Genomic DNA, 20,866 nt, shown 5'->3' with positions numbered 1-20,866 from the left:
ACTAGGCCTGTCGCGTGACCGGACCCGTCAATTGGCCAGCAGCATTTAGTACAATTATTGTCTTGGAGACTTCGCATGCCAGGTCCATCGCCTGACGCCAAACACCCACTCGCTGTCGATCCGGGTATGATTTTCCTAAAGAACCACATCACCCGCGACAATATTGAGGTCGGCGAGTACACCTATTACCACGATGATCAAGATGCACCGGCATTCCAAGACCGCAATGTGCGTTATCATTTCGACTTCATCGGCGACCGGCTCGTTATCGGCAAATTCTGCGCACTTGCACGTGGTACGACCTTTATCATGAATGGGGCGAACCATTATATGGATGGCTTTTCGACCTACCCGTTCAACGTCTTCAGTGCGGATTGGTCCGAAGGGCTCGATCCGAAACGCGTTTCCGAAAGCACGCGCGGCGATACGGTCTTGAAAAACGACATATGGCTGGGCACCAACTCAACTGTCCTTCCCGGGGTCACCATCGGCAATGGCGCCATTATTGGTGCTCATGCTGTTGTAGCCAAGGATGTGCCAGACTATGCAATCGTTGTGGGCAATCCCGGGCGTATCGTAAAGATGCGGTTTGACGATGACACCATCAACCGCCTGAACCAGGTGAGCTGGTGGGATTGGCCGGTAGATAAGATCACGCGCCATCTGCCGGCTATTCGTGGCGCCGACATCAAAACTCTTGAGGCCGCAGCAAACAGCTGACTAGATTTGCAGTATGCGCCGCCTGTTTGCCAACAACTCCTGGAAACAAATATGACCCAAAACGAAGACGAAACCTATTCAGAAGCTGAACTGGAAGCAGGCCGTCTTCTTTTTGCCGCACCATGGGAGTTTCAGACCAGTGTTACGGACATGGCGAAACTGCCGCCAATAAACGCCAACGAGATTGCATTCGCTGGCAGGTCAAATGTCGGCAAGTCGAGCCTGATCAATGCATTAACGGGGCGCAAAGGCCTCGCCAGAACCTCCAGTACCCCGGGTCGGACGCAGATGCTAAATTTTTTTGTGTCCGACGGCACGCCGGTTAGCATCGTTGACATGCCCGGCTATGGCTATGCGCAAGCGCCCAAGGATCTGGTTGATGCCTGGACTGAGCTTGTGTTTTCGTATCTGCGGGGGCGCCCATCTTTGAGACGGGTGTTTTTGCTTATCGACAGCCGGCACGGCATAAAGAAAAACGATCTTGAGACGATGGCTCTTCTGGACAAAGCGGCCGTTGTCTATCAGGTCGTCCTGACGAAATCCGACAAGATCAAGCCCCCGGCCCTCAAAAAGCTGATCGCAGAGACCAAGGCTCAACTTCTAAAACGCGTTGCAGCCTATCCGGAGATTATCGCAACATCGTCAGAAAAAAATCTGGGTGTGGACGAGTTAAAGGCGGAAATCGCCCGTATTTCGACACTATAGACAAATAACGATGCGGTCCGGACCGCTGAAAACAGACAGTTTCGTTGAGCCCCGGTGCTAAACCGGCTATAGAGCCGGTCCGGCCAATCGACTTTTTCAGTGAGCTTCGCTTAACATGACACTGCCCGACAATCACAGCCGTGCCCATATCATTGCACAGGCGCTTCCCTACATGCAGCGCTATGACAACCGGACGGTCGTGGTAAAATATGGCGGCCACGCGATGGGCGACGCGGAACTAGGAAAAGCTTTCGCACGGAACGTAACCCTGCTGCGGCAATCCGGTGTGAATCCGGTGGTCGTTCACGGCGGAGGGCCGCAAATCGGTAAAATGTTGACGCGTCTCGGCATCGTCAGCGAGTTCAAAGCGGGATTGCGTGTGACCGACAAGGCGACCGTAGAGATCGTGGAGATGGTGCTTGCCGGCTCAATCAACAAGGAGATCGTTCAGTCGATCAATGCCGAGGGGGGGCGTGCTGTCGGATTGTGCGGCAAAGACGGGAACATGGTGGTTGCCGAAAAACTGCAACGCACCGCGGTGGATCCTGATTCCAATATTGAAAAAGTCGTCGATCTCGGATTCGTCGGCGAACCGGGCACAGTCAACTCAACCGTGCTCAAACTGGTGCTAAAGGAAGATCTCATTCCGGTCATTGCGCCGGTGGCCCCTGGAATCGATGGTGCGACATACAACATCAACGCCGACACATTTGCAGGCGCAATCGCAGGGTCATTGAATGCAAAGCGGCTGTTGTTTCTTACCGATGTGCCGGGAGTTCTCGACAAGGACGGAAACCTGATTAAGCAATTATCCGTCGCACGCGCACGCGAATTGATGGCAGATGGAACGATATCGGGTGGGATGATACCAAAGGTCGAAACCTGCATTGAGGCCTTGGATCGAGGCGTCGAAGGCGTGGTTATCCTGGATGGCAAGGTCCCGCATGCCGTTCTTCTAGAGCTCTTTACCGATCGCGGTATTGGCACATTGATCTGCCCATGACCGGCCGTCACGAACCTAGCGCCGAGGGCACGTACGCGCACAGCCAAGACCTGCGGGTCTACAAGGGCGTCGAGGCTTGGATCTTTGATTTGGACAACACGCTCTACCCAGCGGAAACGGACCTGTTCAGTCAGATCAACGACCAGATCTCGAAATATGTCTCCAAACTGTTGAACCTTGATCGAAAAACCGCGACCGAACAGCAGAAAGCTTATTACCGCGAATATGGAACAACATTACGCGGCTTGATGGTCGAACATGAAATCGATCCTGACGATTTCCTGGCATTCGCTCATGATATCGACTATTCGAATGTCCGGCCAAATCCTGATTTGGGCGTGCAGATCGCGCGTCTTCCCGGAAAGAAATACATCTTTACAAACGGGGACCGCCCGCATGCTGAACGGACTGCAGCGGCACTCGGTATCACCGAACACTTCGAAGACATTTTCGACATCGTTGCTGCAGGACTGCTGCCGAAACCGAATAAAGAAACCTATGACCTGTTTATAGAGAAAACCGGCGTTTCGCCGGTCCGCGCAGCCATGTTTGAAGATCTGCACCACAATCTTGAGGTGCCTCACCGGCTTGGGATGCGAACTGCCCTCATCGTCCCTTCGGGAACCCGGGAAGTATTCCGGGAGAGCTGGGAACTCGAAGGTGCGAATGCCCCTCATGTGGATTTCGTTACAGACGATTTGACCGGGTTTTTGAAAGCAGTGAACGGCGCCGTGCACAGCTGATAGAGGATGCCTCTTATGACGCTGCGACACCTTGCCATCCGCTTGGACACCACCGTCACGCCCGGTTCACGGACCGAACGCCTTCTGCACCAATTCCTTCCCTACGTGGACCGTTATTTCGGTCCCAGCCAGTTCGGCGCGGCGCTTACCGAGTTTCTCGCCTTCGGCTTCAAACAAGCCTATGCCTGCGTCTTCGGCGGCCTCCTGCTGGCGCTCATTTTGTTGACCCGTTTCGTCTACCCAGAGGAAGCTTGGGTCACACGCTACGATTTCTTATTCCTGTGCGCGGTTGTCATTCAGATCAGCATGTTGGCTTTCAAACTAGAAAGCTGGGATGAGGCCAAAGTAATTCTCATCTTTCATGTTGTTGGCACGGCTATGGAAGTCTTCAAAACCCACGCGGGATCATGGGTCTATCCGGAGAACGGTTTCTTTCGCCTCGGCGGCGTTCCTCTTTTCTCTGGTTTCATGTATGCGGCCGTCGGAAGCTATCTGGCGAGAATCTCGAGGATCTTTCAGTTCCGCTACATGCATTATCCGCCGCTTTGGACAACGTGGATCTTCGCGCTGGCAATCTATGTCAATTTCTTCGCTCACCATTTCACGGTGGATATACGACTCGGCCTGTTTGGAATGCTCTTTGTCTTGTTTGGGAGGACCTGGGTACACTATTCGGTCTATCGGTACCGGCACAAAATGCCCCTAATACTCGGGTTCTTTCTGGTCGCGGTGTTTATCTGGATTGCAGAAAACATCGGCACCTTCGCAAATGCCTGGCAGTACCCGGATCAACTAGATGGTTGGTCGCTGGTCTCATTGCACAAATTGAATGCGTGGGTTTTGTTAATGATCATATCATTCGTTCTCGTGACCATAATCAACAAACCGTTGCCGGAGACTGACGAAATACCGGCAGAGCCCGGCACACCGGTCACATAGGTGCTTGAAAACACGCGCAAAAGCTGGTCTTTCTTGATCATCTCAGACTCCATTCTGGAAGATCTAAATGGCATCCCTCCGTGCTCTGCATGCATTTTCGCTTCTTGCCAGGCATGGACGGGCATCAATTGCTGCCGAACTCCTCGGTGTTTCGCCCTCTGCATTATCCCACCTATTGCGGAAACTGGAAGGCGAACTCGGGGCAACGCTGGTTCTGCGTGATGGGCGCGGACTCACTCTGACGGAAGAAGGTCAGCGACTTGCACTTGGTCTTGGAGATGCTTTCGACAAGATTGATGAGGCGGTCGACAGTTTCCGCCGGCGCGGGCGCACGGAATTGCGGATCAGCACAGTTTCAACGTTCGCGACCCGATGGCTTATTCCCCGCCTGCCACAATTCCAGGGTCTTCAGCCTGATGTCGAAATTCTATTATCGACCTCAACTCGAATTGTTGATCTTAATCGCGAAAGTTATGACTGCGCCATCCGATTGGGGAAAGGAAACTGGCCCGGGGTGGAAAGCACACTTCTTTGGAAAGAACACCTTACTGTCGCTCTTGCGCCGCGGCTTCTGAACGCGCCCGACAAACCTGTAATTGACGAACTGAAATCCCAAAGGCTGCTGCATAGTGCGGCCCGTCGATCTGATTGGGCAACCTGGCTGCGATCAGCACAGTTGGATCACGCCGACAGTGCGGCTGGAATGGTTTTGGAAACACGGGACCTCGCGATTCAAGCAGCGATCGCAGGTATGGGGGCAATCGTAATCGATAGGCGTTTTTTGAAAACCGAACTCGAAGCAGGTCACTTAGTTGTTCCGAACTGGCCTCAGGTTGAGCTGGAGACCGGTTATTGGTTCGTGCGTTCCCCAACACGCCCAATGTCAAGACCAGTATCGAGCTTCAGAGACTGGCTTCGGTCTGAAGCACCCTGACGGTGTGGATTTGTGGTTAAAAATGACGTGGTTCACGGCGGGCAGACGTCTATGGAAGAGCAAAAGCGCGGATAACAATCTTCGGGGGGCATTCAAGAGCCTCTTGCAACGCAGCTGAATCCAATTTGACCAAATGCAAAGGGCAGAAAAACATGCCGTTCCGCGTTTCGTCGGTGCGGGCCATTGCTTGCGTTTTTTTCTTGCCGCACAGACATCAATCGCATTTCATTCAAGTTACGAATTGCATCCCCCTGCGTTTGGAAGCTCCCTATGCGGCAACTCATATATTTTTCTTCCACACTGCTTGCCGGACTTCTGTTTGCAATGTCATCGTCATCGCATGTTTCGGCCGAATCTCTGACGTAGCGTTTCCAGAGTCAGCACCCGAAAATTGTTGATGTAGAACTATATTCCGATACGCGGCTTGGCCATGTCTGGCCTGGGAACGGCAGGATCTATGTCTTGGATGACTATTCAACAAAAACCATAGGCATTTCGTGCCGGTACGGGGAAACGATCTGTTACGGAGCCTGGGTCCGCAACAGATCGAGTACTTACTGGGGCGTCGGATATGAAAATCGAAACCGCTGTTCGAATTGTTGTTACACTTGCGATGGGGGCCAAACCCGAGTGATTGTTCTCAATCCATAACAGGGTTGGCAGCGTCAGTGCGTGAGTACTATGCCGACTACTGCCGCGATGATCAAAATGCACCCCAAGATTTCCCGGTCTGAAACTGCTTCCTTGAAGACAAAAAACGAGGCGAGAAGCGTAAAGACCATTTCGATCTGAGCGAGCGCGCGGACATAGGCTACATTCTGCAGGGTCATGGCCGTAAACCACCCAATCGATCCTGCAATGCCCAGCGCACCCGCCCAGGTCGCGCTGCGCCACGCTTTGACACTGGCTTGCAAAGTGGCAGGGGACTTCAGAAGCATCCAAACAACCATCAAAACGGTCTGAAATACGGTCGCATAAAACAGAGCAAATCCCGCCTGCATGGCAACACCGGTGCCTTCCAGTGCCAACGAGGCAACACGATATGCGATGGCCGAAGCACCGAACAATGCAGCGGACGCCATACCGATCAATGCGGAGCGGCCAAGAACAGCGGAAAATATGGTCGCGAGGCTGAGGCTGCTGCGGGCAAGGGAAATCACCACAACGCCGCCGATTCCGACCAATATGAACCCGGCCGATGCCCAGGATATTTTCTCTCCAAGCAAGACAAAACCGAACAGTGCTGCCTGTATCGGTTCCGTTTTTGAATACGCCGTTCCAACCGCAAAATTTCTTTGCGAAAACAAGTAGACAAGCAGGAAGGTGCCCGCGATTTGGGCAAGCCCACCGGCTGCTCCGGCCACCAGAAAAACCGCGTTCAGTGAGGGAAGCGGCAAGCTGAACCCAACATGCAAGACGATTACATAGATTGCCGCGAATGGAAGACCGTAGCCGAAACGTGCAAACGTTGCTCCGGTCGTACCGACATGGCATTGCAAAGACTTTTGAACGGCCGAACGCGCGTTTTGACAAAAGGCGGCGCAAATAGTGATCGGGATCCAAAGTTCCATGTCGGAAAAGGCCTGTTAACAACGCATTACAATCTATCATGTGACCTCGCACAGCATTGCTGACCTTTCCTCAACAATAGCCGGCCGTGAGGTAAAACAGACTGCACAGCCGGAAAGCCTGTTGTTTCGCGTGATCTGTTCGCGAAGCCGTGCTGATTGGCTTGACAGTGCCAGAACGGAAAGCTTAGGTCGCGCTCACATTCAGCGCGCTTCAGAGAGTGAACCTTTATGAAAGTTGACCTAGCCAAACTGGAACAGACAATTGATGCGGCCTTTGAAGACCGGGCCAACATCGACACCCATACTACAGGCGACATCCGTGATGCCGTAGTCAAAACCCTCGACCTGCTTGACCGCGGCCACCTGCGCGTCGCAGAGAAAAAGCAGGGGGACTGGGTCGTCAACCAGTGGGCGAAAAAGGCCGTTCTTTTGTCTTTCCGTCTCAATCCGATGGAAGTGATCAAGGGCGGGCCGGGTGACGCGACATGGTGGGACAAGGTGCCTTCAAAGTTCGACGGATGGCGTGGTGTAGACTTCGAAGAGGCCGGCTTCCGTGCAGTTCCAAACACGACCGTCCGCAGGTCTGCGTTCATTGGCAAAGGCGTTGTGTTGATGCCGTCCTTCGTGAACCTTGGTGCCTATGTCGATGAAGGTACGATGGTGGATACTTGGGCAACCGTCGGATCGTGTGCCCAGATCGGCAAAAACGTACATCTGTCGGGCGGGGTCGGTATCGGCGGTGTTCTGGAACCGCTTCAGGCGGGCCCTGTTATCATCGAGGACAACTGCTTTATTGGCGCGCGCTCGGAGGTCGTTGAAGGTGTTGTAGTGCGTGAAGGCGCGGTGCTTTCGATGGGCGTCTACATTGGTGCTTCGACCAAAATCATCGACCGCAATTCCGGCGAAACATTCATTGGTGAAGTCCCGGCTTACTCAGTGGTTGTGCCAGGAGCCATGCCAGGAAAGCCGCTGCCGGACGGTACTCCAGGTCCAAGTCTATATTGTGCAGTCATCGTCAAGCGCGTTGATGAGCAAACACGTTCCAAGACATCCATCAACGAGTTGCTTCGAGACTAATCGGCTCACGCTACCGCATCAAACTCCGTGACTCTTTCAAGCCGGGGTTTGATGCCGCGTGGCCAGAATAGACTTTGACAAGCCAAGGACACGCTCGTGCTTGATGTCCGCATCTGGAAACAGATAGGCCATCTGCCGCGCGTCAAGCAATTCGGCGTCCTCGACACTGACCATTGCCTCCCCGACATTGGCGGCCTTGGCATAAAAACCGGCCTTGGTTGCCATGTGGATCCGATAATTGATCTGATTTGGAAGCCAATGAACGATCGGCAAACGGGCATGCGGTTCAACGGGAAACCAGAAATTCGGCGTTTGAACAAAATAGCTTTTTGCAACCCGCGCAGTCTCGTTCGCAAATCGCTGCATGTTGGCCCAAGAGCCAACATGCTCAATAACTGAATTGGAAAATGCGACCTCAAACGCTTTGTCCTCAAAGTCGCTTAGGTCACATGCATTCCCCTGAAGATAGCGGACGTTTGAATGCGGCGCAGCCATCGATTGGGCTGGCAAGTTCACACATACGATCTCGAGCTTTTCGTAGTCAAAAAAAGTATTCCAAACATTCCAGAACTCGAGCGTCCCCCCCATATCGATGAGGCGGCAACGGCCTTTTATCGCGATATATTCATCAATGATTTTAGCAAGAAGCGCGACGCGCCTTTTGCGGAAACTGTTGTTCGGCGAGACTGGAGAAATGTTTAGCACAACCACCTGCTGTATAACTGACAAACATATACTTTCTGATGCGCCTTGGTGGAGCGCCTTCTCTTGTTACCCCGTAGTTCTCTGAGTTGAAAACGTAAAGTTAACCTAAGGTTAATTTCAAATTGTATGCGTACAAGGTTAATCCGGTCAGCCGCCCCACAGCTTGTAGGCAAATTCGGTGACGAACAACGAAATCAACACATCCATCAAGACGATTCCCACCGCAGTCCCAGCTGCGGCTCCAAGAGCGATGCGTGCAATCACGTAGCGGAACCAAACAACGACCAGAAGGGTCGCCAGTGACGCGAAGACCATAGCGCCCGAACTGATGATACCCGCCAGATAAAGCAGCGAAATTACAACGTAAGGGATCGCTGTTAAAAGACTCGTCCAATTGCGGACCACGATAAATGGAACAAAGCCCTTTGTTACCCCGATTGGCCCCGCCAAACTTGCAAGTAGCAGGGGCAGCGCAATCCAATCGAGCCCTAGCCCGGTTAACTTTGCGCTCCAATATATTGTTTCGGGAAAATTCTCAGGAAGGATATTGGCCTGCTCAACGATGTGCTTCTTTTCCGCAAGGGAGCTGATCCAAAAAAGCGGAAGCAAATAAAACACAACAAGAAAGGAGCGCCAAAATCCGCCCACGGACGTGTCAAAACCCATCATGCCGCGCGGGTCATAACGCAGAAGCTGCAGTGAGCCCCGGAATGCAGCGTACACTTCAGCCTGTCTGATCATCCAGTGCGTCGCCTTTCAAGCGGAGAAGTACCTTTGAAGGAACCGCAGGTATATTGCCTCAAGCTGAACCAGATCCGCTAGAGGGACGTTCTCATCAATTTTATGCATAGTCTGCCCGACCAGACCAAACTCGACGACCGGGCAATAGTTCTTGATAAATCTTGCGTCCGACGTCCCCCCTCCGGTGGAAAGTTCCGGCGAACGACCGGTCTCATCTGCGACGGCTTTGCTTAGGGTCTCGATCAACCGGGAATCCCGCGTCAAAAACGACTCGCTGGCATCGCGCTTGAACTCAAGGCTAACCCGGGCATCTACACCCACCGCTGCGCTGACGACGGTTTCGGAGACACGTTCTTTCAAAGCCTCAAGCGTCCATTCATCGTTGAAACGGATGTTGAACCGGGCGACAGCCCTGGCGGGAATGACGTTAAACGCAGTGTTACCGACGTCGACCGTCACAATCTCGAGATTTGATGGCTGAAACCGATCATTTCCGGCATCCAGCACCATCCCATTCAGAGCGGACAAGACCGTTACCAGTTTCGGGATCGGATTATCCGCAAGGTGAGGATAGGCAGCATGACCCTGAACACCTGACACGACAATCGTACCGGACAAGGAGCCGCGCCGGCCAACCTTGATCGCATCGCCAATCTGTTTCGGATTGGTTGGCTCGCCAACGATGCAACCATCAAACCGATGGCCCTGCACCTCCGCCCATTCGAGCAGCTTCCTCGTTCCGTTGATGGCCGGCCCCTCTTCGTCTCCGGTAATCAGAAACGAAATCCGGCCTTCCATCGGCATCGGCCGCTCCTTCAGAAAGGAGATGGCCGCTGCGGCAAAGGCTGCGACCCCTCCTTTCATGTCAACAGCGCCGCGACCGTAAAGTAAGCCTGCATCGACGTGGCCTTCAAATGGCCCAAACGTCCAATCTTGCGAAGCCCCGGGCGGCACCACATCTGTGTGTCCGGCAAACACAAAATGCGGACCACCGGTGCCGATTGTCGCGAAAAGGTTGTCTACGTCCGGCGTCTTGTCGTCCGAAAACATGATCCGTTCAACACCAAAACCCGCTGCCTCAAGCCGGTTTCCAAGCGCCGTGAGTGCGCCGCCCTCATTCGGCGTGACGGAGTCGCAACGGATCAACTCCTGAGCGATTTCGGTGACGAGCTGTGTTTCGGAATTCATATTGGCCATAATGCCTTATGATCAGGAGGGACGACGAAAATAGCTGTTTGACATCGGACCATATTTGTTTGGGGCCGGCTGGCTCGGCAATAGTCCAATGATAACAACCGCTATCAGATTAATGATGGGAACAAAAACCAGCAGGCCTAAAAATCCCGTCAGCCCAGCATCTTGCGCACGCTTGATAACCATGGCCAGCTCGATCCAGTTCAAAACAAAAAACAAGATCGGGAAAAGCGCGTTAGAGCCTACGAAATCGACAATATTCAATTGTTCGACAGGTGTGTCTGCGCCAAGCGAGAGCCACCAAAGCCGCATCGCAATACCAATAACAATCCACACCAGTCCGAATCCCAGCCAGTAGGGTTCGCGGCTCATACGGCCGATCGGACTGGCAAGCGCCCAAAGAAGTCCTGGCGAGGTGTTGGCGTCTTGACGCGGAAGAGACATGGAGTTCCCGTGTGTTCGGTAAAATTCAAAGCTGCCAAGGAGGTAATGCCAACTGCCAAACCGATCAAGAAGAATAGAAAATTCCGACGGGTTTGGGGCATGAATGCAGTACGTCAAGAACTTGTCAGTGCTTATCGGGATTGGCCAGCCCAGATTTTTACGTCATCCTACATCTTATCTGCTGCATTTGGGAGGATGCACCATGGCTGACCAGGCCGAAACGACGACCCAAACGGTGCCAGCGGCATTGCCGCCGGAGCCGAAGGTTCGAACGATCTCATTTGACGACGTCATTGACGCACTGTCGGCAGGGCTCAATGATTTCAAACGCGCGCCTCAATACGGACTGGTGATTGGAGCCTTTTTTGCCTTAGGCGGCCTCATTGTTGTTCTCAGCGCCTCTGCTTTGAGCATGAGTTACCTTAGCTACCCGCTTGCTGCGGGATTCGTACTGATCGGACCATTTGCGGCAGTTGGGCTTTATGAGGTGAGCAGACGGATCAGCGCGGGAGAGGAAATCAGCTGGAGCAAGATATTCACAACAATGTGGGAACAAAAGGGCCGGGAGCTGTCATGGATGGCATTCGTGGTACTGTTCATACAAATCATGTGGATGTACCAGGTACGGCTGCTGCTCGCATTGTTTTTGGGATTCCGCTCGTTTGCGAGCTTCGGAGAGTTCCTGAACGAGGTTGTCTCAACGCCAGAAGGCTTGATGTTTCTCGCGGTCGGCCACGTGGTCGGCGCTATTTTGTCCCTCATTCTGTTTACATTGACGGTGATTTCGTTCCCACTGCTCTTGGAGCAAGATCGTGATTTCATTACTGCAATGATCACAAGCGTGAAAGCAGTCACAGCTTCCCCTATCCCCATGATCGGATGGGCATTTATCGTGACGATCGTCTTGATCGTATCGATGGCACCTGCCTTCTTGGGCCTTGTAATCACGCTACCGATTCTTGGGCATACGACATGGCATCTTTACAAAAAGTGCGTCTCATTTCCCGAACGTAAAGACATTATGGAGGAAGCTGCAAATTAGGCGTTCCCTTCCATTTCTGGATCATAGGGGTTTAAAACGGCAGTCAATCGGGGTTTCCATATCATGAGCGCATCATCCGGACCGCGGCGGCACTTGATCTCAGGACTCGGGGCCTTGCTAGGCACCCTAGGCTTCCTGATTGTGATTGCGCATTTCTCGGCTGGTCCGTTTGAACCTAAACCAACCATTGGCCAGACAATCGGAGAAACCGCGGCTGATATTCGCAACTCGGCCGTGCGCGCTCTTAAAGGGCAGCCCGCGCCGAAGCCTGAACCTGCCGGATGGGACACCGATCGCATCCTTCAGACCGTTGGGCCTATCCTTGGTGCCAGTGCGATTATTTTGGGCCTTCTATCATTCGTCTTGCGAGAAGATCGAAAACTTGCGGCAATGTCGGTAAGCCTAGGTGCAATGACGATCGGTTTTCAGCTGTTCACATGGACTGTGATAATCATCGCAGGGGTCATATTGCTCGGGTACATCCTCATGAATCTGACCCAAATCCTCGGAGAGTGGAACGGCTAACCTTTAGCTCGTTCATTTTCAGCCTCATCGAGCTCCGCTTTTCTTGCCTTCCAATCAGCCAGAGCCTCAAGGTCGTTCCTAGCCGATCGGTAATCGACACGAGTGAGATAAAGTCCATCGGCCGGTGCGACCGGACCACAGGCTCTCCGGTCTTTGGCGGCAAGCGCCCTGGTAATATCGCCAAGGCCCCATTTTCCCTCGCCAACCAGGCGGAGCGATCCGACCATTGAACGGACCTGATTGTGCAGGAAAGAGCGCGACTCGCACTCGGCGATGACGAATTCCCCCTCTCTGCGCACATTGAACGCCTCCAAGGTTTTCATCGGACTCTTTGCCTGGCAACGCGAGTGGCGAAAGGTCGTAAAATCGTGGTGTCCGATAAATTCCTGCGCCGCCTCGTGCATAGCCTTTTCGTCGAGGTTATACTTTACATGCCAGGCAAGACCCCGATGGTGCGTCAGGGGCTGCAATCGGTTGTGGATCCGATATTGATATGCTCGCCGGATTGCCGAAAACCGGGAATCGAATCCCTCATGCATTTTTTCAACATTCAAAATAACGACGGGGTCGGGCTGACAGTGAAAATTCAAAGCCCCCATCACTGTTTCGGAGGCCCAGTCCTTCAAGAGATCCGCGTGCGCAACCTGACCGGTCGCATGGACACCGGTGTCGGTGCGCCCAGCACCGCCAATGGTGATTTCCTCACCCGTAAAAGCCTTGAGTGCGCGTTCGATAACAGCCTGTACCGAAGGTCCGTTCGCTTGACGCTGCCATCCGCAGAACGGGCGCCCGTCATATTCCACGGTTAATTTATAGCGGGGCATGTGTTGTTATTCGAACTCTTCAAACGGCGTTGCAAATGCGACTTCGACGGGAAGATCCAAGGAACCGGCGTCTGAAAGGGCCAACGCCATAAAGGCTTTGCCCGCATACGGGCCTTTGACCTTCTTTGCCAATTCTGGATCAAATCCAAACCTGCCGAAGTAAGCGGGTGAGCCCAGAACCAGCACCAGATCCTCGCCGTGTTCCCTCAAAGCTTCCAGACCCGTGCGCACCAAAGCGGCGCCGATGCCAAGCCGCCGGTAGTCCGGCAAGACTGATACCGGCGCAAGACACACGATCGAAAGCGCATGGCTCTGCCCGGCGGCAGCGGCTGTGACCCTGCTAAAACAAATACTGCCAATCACCCGGTCCGCCGTGTTGACCGCTACCAGTTCTTTCACAAGCGCCCCGCAGTGCCGCAGGCGATGAACCAGGCGGGCTTCTCTTTCCTGGCCAAAAGCATCTGCAATGACCTCACGCACTGCTCCGCCATCTGCTGTAGCGAACGGCCTCACTTCAAAACGCGTATCAGGTTCGGGAATTGTCATTTGTTTTCCTCGTCGGCCGCACAGCTCTACGATAGCTGGTCACCAGTCTTGAGCGGCGCGCCACGCAAAAACTCTTTACCGGACATCGGCTTCTTACCCGCGCGCTGCACCTGAAGCAAACGCACTGCCCCGCGGCCGCAGGCAATGACCGGATCATCGTCAACAGATAAAACGCATCCAGAAGCTCCAGAAGACGTGTCTGGCGCCGATCGAAGTATCTTGAGCCGCTCTTGCTTATTCCCGATGCTAAACTCTGTCCAAGCGCCTGGAAAGGGCGACAATCCGCGGATGTGATTATGGACATCTGTATTTGAAGCCGACCAATCTATGCGTGTCTCTTCCTTTAATAGTTTCGGGGCATAAGTTACGCCGTCTCCGGGTTGCGGTGCTGTGGTTAAGGCATCTCGTGAGAGAGCCGCCAGAGCACGAACCATCAGATCACCTCCCAAGGCAGATAACCGGTCGTGTAGTTCGCCCGCGGTCATCAATGCGTCAATCGCAACGGTTTCGGACATGCACACAGGTCCAGTATCCAGCCCCTCTTCCATACGCATGACCTGAATACCGGTTTCCGGGTCTCCCGCCATTATCGCCCGGTTGATCGGGGCAGCTCCACGCCATCGGGGTAACAGAGACGCATGCAAGTTCAAACATCCATGAGCAGGTGCATCAAGAATAGCCTTCGGCAGCAACAAACCGTAGGCAACAACCACCGCGACGTCAGCCTCCAGCGCCTTGAATGCTGCTTGCTCGTCAGTCCCTTTCAACGAGTTCGGCGTAAGAACCGGTATCCCAAGAGACTCAGCGGCCTCATGCACTGGTGATTTTTTCAAATCCATTCCCCGTCCGGCAGGACGCGGCGGCTGCGAGTAACACGCAACAACCTCGTGTCCTTGCCCGACAATTTCCATCAGGGTCGGGACCGAAAAGTCTGGCGTCCCCATAAAAACAACGCGAAGTGACATGGTATTCCTGCTGGTTTGAAAGGTGCGCGTTGTCAGGCCAAGCCTGGCAACAAAGATTTGAGACTTGAGACCATCATTTCCATTGCAATGGCCGACAATACCATGCCCATAAGCCGCCCCATCACGCTCTGTGCGGTTTGCCCGAGTACCTTGGACAGGACCGGGGCACTCCAGAAGGTAGCAACAAGAAGCGCAATAGCGGCGCATGCAGCGGCTGCATAAGCGATGTCTTGCCCGACCGTGCTGATCTGTCCCCGGTAGATAATCAAGGTTGATATTGTTCCAGGGCCGAGCAGGATGGGTACCGCGAGCGGATAGATCGCGGGATTCTCAACGTCCGCGTGATGAGCTTTTTCAGCATCTGTGCCGTGGTGCGCCTTGCTTTGCTCCCCTGCAATCAGCTTGAGAGCGATCAGCAAAATCAAAAAACCGCCTGCGAGCCGAAAGGCATCAACGCTGATGCTGAAAAGCGCCAACAATGCGTTGCCGGCAACAGAAACCAAGGCGGTTCCAGTCACCAGCGCAATCGTAAGTGTGACGACAACCGCTCTTTGGCCGCGCGCGTCCCGACTGGACGTGAGGGACAAGAACACGGGCAAATTGGCGATCGGGTTCATGATTGCGAACAAGGCGGCAAACATTTTCAAGAAAAACGCCGTGTCCATGTCCCACCGTTCCAGCCAATCGACCTAGGCTTTTGCCGTCATCCGGGCCGCCTTTGAAAATTTCTTGACCACCCGGTCGCGTTTGAGCTTGGACAGGTAATCGATGAACAGCTTCCCATTCAGATGATCCAACTCATGTTGAATGCATGTCGCAAGCAGCCCGTCGGCTTCAAGCTCTTGACTTTCGCCATCACGGTTTTGATATTTGACCCGTACTGACGCCGGTCTTTCGACTTCCTCATAAAATTCAGGAATGGACAGGCATCCCTCCTGATATATCGAAAGATCTTCGCTCGACCAGACGATCTCCGGATTTATGAAAACCATAGGAGATTTGTCTTCACCTTCGGCAGCAACATCAAGCACAAATATGCGTTGAAGAATGCCGATCTGGCTCGCGGCAAGACCGATGCCGGGCGCGTCGTACATGGTATCGAGCATGTCGTCGGCAAGTTTGCGTACTGCGTCATCCACACTTTCGATGGGCGCGCAAACCTCCCTGAGCACCGGGTCGGGAATGGTTATAATGTTTCGTATCGTCATGAGCTCCAAATAGGCAAAGCAGGCGCAACGGTCAACGCGAAACCGCGTATCCTCAAAAGCTTGCACTGCATTGCGACGCGAATCGTTCTATGTTTGTTTCATGTCAGAAACACTCCTCGTCATCGGCAACAGATCGGTATCAGTTTGGGAAGCGTCCGCAGTGGCCGGACTCGTATTGCTCCTCCTAACCTGCTGGTTGGCTGCCCGAATACTCAAGCAAATGCGCTCACGTGCCAAGACGGAAGATCAGGCCGCAGCCCGGATACATGAGCTCGAATCCCATCTGTCGGAACTCCTGAAAACGCAGGGTGAGATGACGGGCCGCATGCAAACGATGGCAGAGGTTTTCGGATCGCGCCAGACCGATATGATGCGCGCGGTGAATGACCGCCTTGATGGCATGGGGCACAAGATTGGCGCATCGATGTCCCAAACATCCCAACAGACACATGAGGGCCTGCGGCAAGTCCACGAGCGGCTGGCAGTTATCGACCGTGCCCAACGCACGATTTCCGATCTCTCCGGTCAAGTCGGCCAGCTTCAGTCTATCTTGTCGAATAAGCAGACACGCGGAGCCTTCGGGCAAGGCCGCATGGAAGCCATCATTCAAGACCAGATGGCGCCCAGCACATACTCTTTTCAATCGACACTTTCGAACAACAGCCGGCCGGACTGTCTTATTCACATGCCGAATGGCGCGCCGCCTCTTGCAATAGACGCCAAGTTTCCGCTCGAAGGGTTCAATTTTCTCAAGGGCGCTGAAACAGAAGAACAGTTTAAACAAGCACAAGCCCAATTCCGCAGAGATTTCACCAAACACATTCAAGACATCCGCGAGAAGTATTTGCTGCCCGGTGAGACACAAGATACGGCGTTCCTGTTTGTTCCATCCGAAAGTGTATTTGCAGAACTGAACGAGCGTTTTGAGGACTTGGTGCAAAAAGCGCACCGGGCTCGTGTGGTAATTGTTTCCCCGTCTCTTTTAATGCTTTCCATCCAAGTTATTCAGGCCGTTCTGCGGGATGCAAAAATGCGTGAGCAAGCGCATTTGATTCAAGCAGAAGTTGGCCACCTGATTGACGATGTCAGCCGTCTAAATGACCGCGTCGGAAAACTTCAAACCCATTTTTCCCAGGCCAACAAGGATATCGATCAAATCCTGATTTCAACTGACAAAATCAGTAAACGAAGCCGAAAAATCGAAGATCTGGACCTTGGCGAGCAAAATGGAAAAGAAACAGACCAGGCGTCAACCGCACCATTGATGTCGTCTCGCGGATAGCAAGCAACAGCGTGTTCTAGTTGCTTCCGGCTTCGAGACGCCGGACCGACGTAACATCGCCCCATTCGGTTTCGGCGATCCGGCTTAACGCAACCTGCACTTCTTCGAAAGCCACTGTCATGGTGTATCCATTGGCATGGATGAGTTTGTTCGGCCCGGTCACTATGGCGACGTGTCCCTTCCAAAATATCAAATCACCACGGCTGAGGCCGTCTCCACAGCCGTCGAACTTTACGGGAATGCCTGCGCTCCTCTCCTGCATATCGCTGTCCCGCGCAACACTTATGCCGGCACGTTGAGCGGCAAGCTGTACAAGCGCTGAGCAATCGAGCCCCAAACTGCTTCTGCCACCCCAAAGATAGGGCGTCCCGAGGAACTCTTCGGCAACGGCCACCCAATCCCCGGCAACGCCGTTCAGCGGAGACAAATGTTTCGCAACGACAAAAGATCCGTCAGACAGCTTTGCGTAGTCTAGGCCGCGAACTGTTGTTCGGTCCGTCACGGCAACACGCGCTCCCATGGACAGCAAACCTCGCGGCGGAAATTTTAGGTCGGGCATGGGATAGCGATATGTTCGCAGGGCCGACACTATATGACCCGTTTCGGGCATATCACTCAACGCCTCCGATGGAACCCAACCAACATATCCATCAGTCTCCAACTGCCCCCAGGCCCATCCATCCGGCGTTTCCTCGAAAACAGTAAATCCCTCTCCGTAAAGAATCTCCGTGTCGATTGGCTGGTCCAGACGCGGCTTAGCGGTCATCGGAACTTTATCTGAGACAATACGCCTTTGAATACCGCGCGAGTACCGTTCTGCTTCGTATATTCCGCGATAACTCTCTGCCGCGATATCGGGCCGTACGGGATGCAGTCGGCGGTCATACGCCATGCGAATCTCTCCAGACCGGGCTTATCGTGCTAGAGCCCGCGCTTTTTCAACAACCAGATCACCCAGCCGCTCAAGATAGAGCGCACCGTCCAAGGTGCGTGTCACGATGACGTTGCGGCGATCGGCTTCATCCCGCTTTCGAGACAACAATCTGAGTGAGCCCAAAGTGTCCAAGGCACGTGTGATCGCTGGCTTGGTCACATCCAGCTCAGCGGCAAGCCCCCTAACTGTATGCGGCGGCGGTTCAAGATAGACCTTTAAAAGGATCGTGAGCTGGCGCGACGATAGGTCCGCGTCGTTGCCGCGAACCAGACTCAAATTTACATCGTGCAGCAATCTCAACGCCTGAGACGCTCTCATTTCAACCGGCATACTTTTGCAGTCCCCTATCGGATACCGGTAAAAACAACCATCATTTCGTTTCGGTTGCGTTATTTTTTGTCATAGCGCTCGCATAGGAGGTCAAACAGAGCTCTGATCGCTTGCGCCTCACCGCCCGCCGGTTTGCCTGGACGCGTGGTCGGGCTCCAACCATAAATGTCGAAATGGGCCCATTTGGATGTATCCTCAACAAATCGGGACAAAAATAATGCCGCAGTAATGGAGCCAGCAAACCCGGCCCCCGATGTGTTGATGTGATTGATATCGGCAATCTGGCTTTCGAGATATTTCATGTAGGGCTGCCAAAGCGGCAAACGCCAGACCGGGTCGGCAGATGCTTCGCTCACAAGTTGAAGCTCATCGGCAAATGCCTCGTTATCGGTGAAAAATGGCGGCAAGTCGGGACCAAGAGCAACACGGGCAGCCCCTGTCAGTGTTGCCATATCAATAAGAAATTCCGGTTCTTCTTCGCTTGCAAGCGCCAATGCATCGGCGAGGATCAAGCGTCCTTCGGCATCGGTGTTGCCAATTTCGACCGTTAGCCCTTTGCGGCTCTCCAAGACATCACCGGGCCGGAAACTGTTGCCGGAAATAGCGTTCTCAACACAAGGCACAATTACCCGCAACCGGACAGGAAGCTTTCGCGCCATAATCATCAGGGCGAGGCCAAGTACATTCGCAGCTCCACCCATATCTTTTTTCATAAGGGCCATCGAATTTCCGGGCTTGATGTTCAACCCGCCCGTATCGAACACAACCCCCTTCCCGACCAGCGTGATTTTCGGGTGATCAGGCGCACCCCAGCAGAAATCGGCAAGCTGCGGAGCACGACGGCTGGCGCGGCCAACCGCATGCACCATCGGAAGGTTCTCAGCCAGCAAATGGTCACCGGCAACTATCCGGCCCTCACCTTCATGTGCGTCGAAGAGGTCCTTAACGGCAAGTGCGAGCTCCTCAGGACCGAGATCGTTCGCCGGTGTGTTTATGAGGTCGCGGGCGAGTCTTACGCCCTCGGCTATGTGGAGAAGCTTTTCAACATCAATGCCCTCCGGCTGAACAAGCCGATATTCCGGGGCTTTCCCGGCCTTGTAGGCGGCAAACTCGTAATTGGAAAGCAGGAAACCGAGCGTGGCCTGCTCTTGATCCGGGAAAGCTGGATCCAACGCATAGTCGCCAGCCGGCAGGAGAGTAATCACAGCGCCAAACGCAAGCGTTTCATGCAAGCCATCTGGTTTTGTTCCGAACAATGCAATCATTTCGCCTTTTTCGCCACGAGGTAAAAGGAGTGCGCTGCCCTGTTTGCCGGTAAAGCCATTGAGTTTGCACCATTCCAATTGCGTGTCGCTCAAAGTGCTGAGGGTTTCTGCCAGCGTGTTTTCACTGACGGCCAAAACACGCGTCACCTGATCGACACTGTTGCGGTGAACAAGAGCTGGATGCACGACAAAACCTCTCTTTGGCTGGTATGTGCTCCGACACCTACTGACTAGGTCACCACTTGGCAACTCCCATAACCGGTTTCGCAATCTGCAAGTTTAACCATGCATTAGGGTTAATTGATTATTGCTAATTAGAGTTTGAGTTTCTGATCCGTGAGGAGACGATTATGGGTGTCGCAACACATTCGCAGCGGCGAGTCGGTTTGAAAGCACTGAGACTTGGTCTGGTGTTGTCTGCGGCGGTTATAGTATCTGCATGCGCCTCTTCGAAAAACGGCGGCACCGGAACTCACTCGGCCACACCGAACACCGCTTACGTTGCACCGGGCTCAACCGAGGCTCGTCAACAGGTTGCCCGCTGGACCAATGCTTACACGCGCAACGAAAAGGACCGCTCCGCGATCCTCGGTTACGCAAACGCGTTGCAGCGCAATGGCCAAATCACACAGGCGATGGCTGTTTTACGGAGCGCCGTGATTACTTACCCAAATGACCGCGAAATATCATCCGCCTATGGGAAAGTCCTGGCTATGAACGGCATGTTCGACGAAGCCTTGAACGTCCTGCAGCGTGCTCAAACGCCTGAAACCCCAGACTGGAAACTCATGTCAGCAGAGGCCGCTGTACACGATCAGCTTGGACAGCACCAGCAAGCCAGAGCTCTGTACAATCAAGCCCTAAAAATCGTACCGAACGAGCCGACCCTTTTGAACAATCTGGCCCTATCGTATCTTTTGACCGACGATCTCCCCAAGGCGGAGTACACCCTCAAAAAGGCAGCAGCCCTGCCAACAGCCGACAGCAGGATTCGGCAAAACCTGGCACTTGTTCTTGGACTTCAAGGTAAGTTCGACCAAGCTATTCAGGTGGCACAGGCAGAGATTGACCCCAAGCAGGCAGAAGCAAACATCGCCTATCTGCGCCAGATGCTTCAAAAACGCCAACAGGGATAACGGCTGAAGAAACGCGTTTTCAGCACTTATGTT

The 20,866-nt window shown here is 53.7% G+C and carries 24 protein-coding genes; 11 read left to right on the top strand and 13 right to left on the bottom strand.

What is annotated here, in order from left to right; all coding sequences use genetic code 11:
* The first annotated feature begins 75 nt into the window (after nucleotides 1–75).
* The 6 genes from JM93_RS19600 to JM93_RS19575 all read left to right on the top strand — a co-directional run bounded on the left by JM93_RS19600 (nucleotide 76) and on the right by JM93_RS19575 (nucleotide 5,044).
* A complete protein-coding gene (locus JM93_RS19600) occupies nucleotides 76–720 on the top strand; it encodes a CatB-related O-acetyltransferase (RefSeq protein ID WP_145347008.1) in 645 nt (214 codons plus the stop codon).
* Nucleotides 721–771: 51 nt separating this feature from the next.
* On the top strand, nucleotides 772–1,425 hold the full coding sequence (gene yihA / locus JM93_RS19595) for a ribosome biogenesis GTP-binding protein YihA/YsxC (protein ID WP_145347006.1): 654 nt from the start codon (nucleotides 772–774) through the stop codon (nucleotides 1,423–1,425).
* Between the two features lie 115 nt (nucleotides 1,426–1,540).
* On the top strand, nucleotides 1,541–2,428 hold the full coding sequence (argB, locus tag JM93_RS19590; RefSeq protein WP_196220724.1) for an acetylglutamate kinase: 888 nt from the start codon (nucleotides 1,541–1,543) through the stop codon (nucleotides 2,426–2,428).
* Complete coding sequence (locus JM93_RS19585; protein WP_145347004.1) at nucleotides 2,425–3,171, top strand: pyrimidine 5'-nucleotidase; 747 nt, start codon at nucleotides 2,425–2,427, stop codon at nucleotides 3,169–3,171. Before argB ends, JM93_RS19585 begins: the two co-directional genes overlap by 4 nt.
* Before the next feature lie 15 nt (nucleotides 3,172–3,186).
* Nucleotides 3,187–4,110 carry a DUF817 domain-containing protein gene (locus JM93_RS19580; RefSeq protein ID WP_145347002.1) on the top strand — a complete coding sequence of 308 codons (924 nt, stop codon included), beginning with the start codon at nucleotides 3,187–3,189 and terminating at the stop codon, nucleotides 4,108–4,110.
* 67 nt (nucleotides 4,111–4,177) lie between these two features.
* Nucleotides 4,178–5,044: a LysR substrate-binding domain-containing protein gene (locus tag JM93_RS19575; RefSeq protein ID WP_145347000.1), complete on the top strand. Its 867-nt coding sequence runs from the start codon at nucleotides 4,178–4,180 to the stop codon at nucleotides 5,042–5,044.
* A 665-nt stretch (nucleotides 5,045–5,709) separates the two neighbouring features.
* Here JM93_RS19575 and JM93_RS19565 read toward each other — a convergent pair.
* Complete coding sequence (locus JM93_RS19565; protein ID WP_145346998.1) at nucleotides 5,710–6,615, bottom strand: DMT family transporter; 906 nt, start codon at nucleotides 6,613–6,615, stop codon at nucleotides 5,710–5,712.
* Between the two features lie 228 nt (nucleotides 6,616–6,843).
* Between JM93_RS19565 and dapD the strand changes: the two genes are divergently transcribed.
* Entirely contained in the window at nucleotides 6,844–7,692 is an 849-nt protein-coding gene (gene dapD / locus JM93_RS19560; protein WP_145346996.1) for a 2,3,4,5-tetrahydropyridine-2,6-dicarboxylate N-succinyltransferase, read from the top strand.
* A 36-nt stretch (nucleotides 7,693–7,728) separates the two neighbouring features.
* Here dapD and JM93_RS19555 read toward each other — a convergent pair whose 3' ends face one another.
* The 4 genes from JM93_RS19555 to JM93_RS19540 all read right to left on the bottom strand — a co-directional run bounded on the left by JM93_RS19555 (nucleotide 7,729) and on the right by JM93_RS19540 (nucleotide 10,776).
* The gene (locus tag JM93_RS19555) at nucleotides 7,729–8,397 is read right to left on the bottom strand and encodes a class I SAM-dependent methyltransferase (RefSeq protein WP_145346994.1); all 669 of its coding nucleotides are present in this window, start codon (nucleotides 8,395–8,397) and stop codon (nucleotides 7,729–7,731) included.
* Nucleotides 8,398–8,544: 147 nt separating this feature from the next.
* Complete coding sequence (locus tag JM93_RS19550) at nucleotides 8,545–9,138, bottom strand: hypothetical protein (protein WP_208995336.1); 594 nt, start codon at nucleotides 9,136–9,138, stop codon at nucleotides 8,545–8,547.
* A 15-nt stretch (nucleotides 9,139–9,153) separates the two neighbouring features.
* On the bottom strand, nucleotides 9,154–10,326 hold the full coding sequence (gene dapE / locus JM93_RS19545; protein WP_145346992.1) for a succinyl-diaminopimelate desuccinylase: 1,173 nt from the start codon (nucleotides 10,324–10,326) through the stop codon (nucleotides 9,154–9,156).
* A 21-nt stretch (nucleotides 10,327–10,347) separates the two neighbouring features.
* Nucleotides 10,348–10,776, bottom strand: a complete 429-nt coding sequence (locus tag JM93_RS19540) for a DUF805 domain-containing protein (protein WP_280114727.1) — start codon at nucleotides 10,774–10,776, stop codon at nucleotides 10,348–10,350.
* Between the two features lie 202 nt (nucleotides 10,777–10,978).
* Here JM93_RS19540 and JM93_RS19535 point away from each other — a divergent pair, with 202 nt between their 5' ends.
* A complete protein-coding gene (locus JM93_RS19535) occupies nucleotides 10,979–11,818 on the top strand; it encodes a DUF2189 domain-containing protein (protein WP_145346988.1) in 840 nt (279 codons plus the stop codon).
* 63 nt (nucleotides 11,819–11,881) lie between these two features.
* Entirely contained in the window at nucleotides 11,882–12,343 is a 462-nt protein-coding gene (locus JM93_RS19530) for a hypothetical protein (RefSeq protein WP_145346986.1), read from the top strand.
* Here the strand turns inward: JM93_RS19530 and truA are convergent.
* Genes truA through def form a run of 5 tightly spaced genes read right to left on the bottom strand, consistent with a single transcriptional unit; the run spans nucleotide 12,340 to nucleotide 15,886 of the window.
* On the bottom strand, nucleotides 12,340–13,167 hold the full coding sequence (gene truA / locus JM93_RS19525; protein ID WP_145346984.1) for a tRNA pseudouridine(38-40) synthase TruA: 828 nt from the start codon (nucleotides 13,165–13,167) through the stop codon (nucleotides 12,340–12,342). The genes JM93_RS19530 and truA overlap by 4 nt on opposite strands.
* Nucleotides 13,168–13,173: 6 nt before the next feature.
* Nucleotides 13,174–13,713, bottom strand: coding sequence for a GNAT family N-acetyltransferase (locus JM93_RS19520; protein WP_145346982.1), 540 nt, complete (start codon nucleotides 13,711–13,713; stop codon nucleotides 13,174–13,176).
* 26 nt (nucleotides 13,714–13,739) lie between these two features.
* A complete protein-coding gene (gene fmt / locus JM93_RS19515) occupies nucleotides 13,740–14,678 on the bottom strand; it encodes a methionyl-tRNA formyltransferase (RefSeq protein ID WP_145346980.1) in 939 nt (312 codons plus the stop codon).
* A 32-nt stretch (nucleotides 14,679–14,710) separates the two neighbouring features.
* Nucleotides 14,711–15,343 (bottom strand): MarC family protein, encoded by a 633-nt coding sequence (locus JM93_RS19510; RefSeq protein ID WP_145346978.1) that lies wholly within the window; start codon nucleotides 15,341–15,343, stop codon nucleotides 14,711–14,713.
* A 24-nt stretch (nucleotides 15,344–15,367) separates the two neighbouring features.
* Nucleotides 15,368–15,886, bottom strand: a complete 519-nt coding sequence (gene def / locus JM93_RS19505) for a peptide deformylase (RefSeq protein WP_145346976.1) — start codon at nucleotides 15,884–15,886, stop codon at nucleotides 15,368–15,370.
* A 100-nt stretch (nucleotides 15,887–15,986) separates the two neighbouring features.
* Here def and JM93_RS19500 point away from each other — a divergent pair, with 100 nt between their 5' ends.
* A complete protein-coding gene (locus JM93_RS19500; RefSeq protein WP_145346974.1) occupies nucleotides 15,987–17,168 on the top strand; it encodes a DNA recombination protein RmuC in 1,182 nt (393 codons plus the stop codon).
* Between the two features lie 16 nt (nucleotides 17,169–17,184).
* Here the strand turns inward: JM93_RS19500 and JM93_RS19495 are convergent, their stop codons facing one another.
* From JM93_RS19495 to JM93_RS19485, 3 genes are read right to left on the bottom strand one after another with little or no spacing between them, the layout of a single operon-like run.
* Entirely contained in the window at nucleotides 17,185–18,060 is an 876-nt protein-coding gene (locus JM93_RS19495) for a C40 family peptidase (protein ID WP_145346972.1), read from the bottom strand.
* Between the two features lie 21 nt (nucleotides 18,061–18,081).
* A complete protein-coding gene (locus JM93_RS19490; protein ID WP_145346970.1) occupies nucleotides 18,082–18,432 on the bottom strand; it encodes a MarR family transcriptional regulator in 351 nt (116 codons plus the stop codon).
* 59 nt (nucleotides 18,433–18,491) lie between these two features.
* Nucleotides 18,492–19,883 carry a leucyl aminopeptidase family protein gene (locus JM93_RS19485; RefSeq protein ID WP_244300956.1) on the bottom strand — a complete coding sequence of 464 codons (1,392 nt, stop codon included), beginning with the start codon at nucleotides 19,881–19,883 and terminating at the stop codon, nucleotides 18,492–18,494.
* A gap of 164 nt (nucleotides 19,884–20,047) precedes the next feature.
* On the opposite strand from JM93_RS19485, the gene JM93_RS19480 reads away from it, so the two are divergent.
* Entirely contained in the window at nucleotides 20,048–20,833 is a 786-nt protein-coding gene (locus JM93_RS19480) for a tetratricopeptide repeat protein (RefSeq protein ID WP_145346968.1), read from the top strand.
* The last annotated feature ends 33 nt before the right edge of the window (nucleotides 20,834–20,866 follow it).

Source organism: Roseibium hamelinense (assembly GCF_007830545.1).
Classification (GTDB): Bacteria; Pseudomonadota; Alphaproteobacteria; order Rhizobiales; family Stappiaceae; genus Roseibium; species Roseibium hamelinense.
The sequence above is the reverse complement of the archived record's forward strand: the minus strand, read 5'-3'. Positions and strand labels throughout refer to the sequence as shown.

Bases quoted from the DNA above. Each gene is read 5' to 3' on its own strand.
- JM93_RS19495 (WP_145346972.1), bottom strand. From the start codon at position 18,060: ATGGCGTATGACCGCCGACTGCATCCCGTACGGCCCGATATCGCGGCA.
- JM93_RS19480 (WP_145346968.1), top strand. From the start codon at position 20,048: ATGGGTGTCGCAACACATTCGCAGCGGCGAGTCGGTTTGAAAGCACTG.
- JM93_RS19585 (WP_145347004.1), top strand. From the start codon at position 2,425: ATGACCGGCCGTCACGAACCTAGCGCCGAGGGCACGTACGCGCACAGC.
- yihA (WP_145347006.1), top strand. From the start codon at position 772: ATGACCCAAAACGAAGACGAAACCTATTCAGAAGCTGAACTGGAAGCA.
- JM93_RS19520 (WP_145346982.1), bottom strand. From the start codon at position 13,713: ATGACAATTCCCGAACCTGATACGCGTTTTGAAGTGAGGCCGTTCGCT.
- JM93_RS19600 (WP_145347008.1), top strand. From the start codon at position 76: ATGCCAGGTCCATCGCCTGACGCCAAACACCCACTCGCTGTCGATCCG.
- dapE (WP_145346992.1), bottom strand. From the start codon at position 10,326: ATGAATTCCGAAACACAGCTCGTCACCGAAATCGCTCAGGAGTTGATC.
- JM93_RS19550 (WP_208995336.1), bottom strand. From the start codon at position 9,138: ATGATCAGACAGGCTGAAGTGTACGCTGCATTCCGGGGCTCACTGCAG.
- JM93_RS19500 (WP_145346974.1), top strand. From the start codon at position 15,987: ATGTCAGAAACACTCCTCGTCATCGGCAACAGATCGGTATCAGTTTGG.
- argB (WP_196220724.1), top strand. From the start codon at position 1,541: ATGACACTGCCCGACAATCACAGCCGTGCCCATATCATTGCACAGGCG.
- dapD (WP_145346996.1), top strand. From the start codon at position 6,844: ATGAAAGTTGACCTAGCCAAACTGGAACAGACAATTGATGCGGCCTTT.
- fmt (WP_145346980.1), bottom strand. From the start codon at position 14,678: ATGTCACTTCGCGTTGTTTTTATGGGGACGCCAGACTTTTCGGTCCCG.
- truA (WP_145346984.1), bottom strand. From the start codon at position 13,167: ATGCCCCGCTATAAATTAACCGTGGAATATGACGGGCGCCCGTTCTGC.
- JM93_RS19580 (WP_145347002.1), top strand. From the start codon at position 3,187: ATGACGCTGCGACACCTTGCCATCCGCTTGGACACCACCGTCACGCCC.
- def (WP_145346976.1), bottom strand. From the start codon at position 15,886: ATGACGATACGAAACATTATAACCATTCCCGACCCGGTGCTCAGGGAG.
- JM93_RS19575 (WP_145347000.1), top strand. From the start codon at position 4,178: ATGGCATCCCTCCGTGCTCTGCATGCATTTTCGCTTCTTGCCAGGCAT.
- JM93_RS19510 (WP_145346978.1), bottom strand. From the start codon at position 15,343: ATGGACACGGCGTTTTTCTTGAAAATGTTTGCCGCCTTGTTCGCAATC.
- JM93_RS19530 (WP_145346986.1), top strand. From the start codon at position 11,882: ATGAGCGCATCATCCGGACCGCGGCGGCACTTGATCTCAGGACTCGGG.
- JM93_RS19565 (WP_145346998.1), bottom strand. From the start codon at position 6,615: ATGGAACTTTGGATCCCGATCACTATTTGCGCCGCCTTTTGTCAAAAC.
- JM93_RS19535 (WP_145346988.1), top strand. From the start codon at position 10,979: ATGGCTGACCAGGCCGAAACGACGACCCAAACGGTGCCAGCGGCATTG.
- JM93_RS19490 (WP_145346970.1), bottom strand. From the start codon at position 18,432: ATGCCGGTTGAAATGAGAGCGTCTCAGGCGTTGAGATTGCTGCACGAT.
- JM93_RS19540 (WP_280114727.1), bottom strand. From the start codon at position 10,776: ATGTCTCTTCCGCGTCAAGACGCCAACACCTCGCCAGGACTTCTTTGG.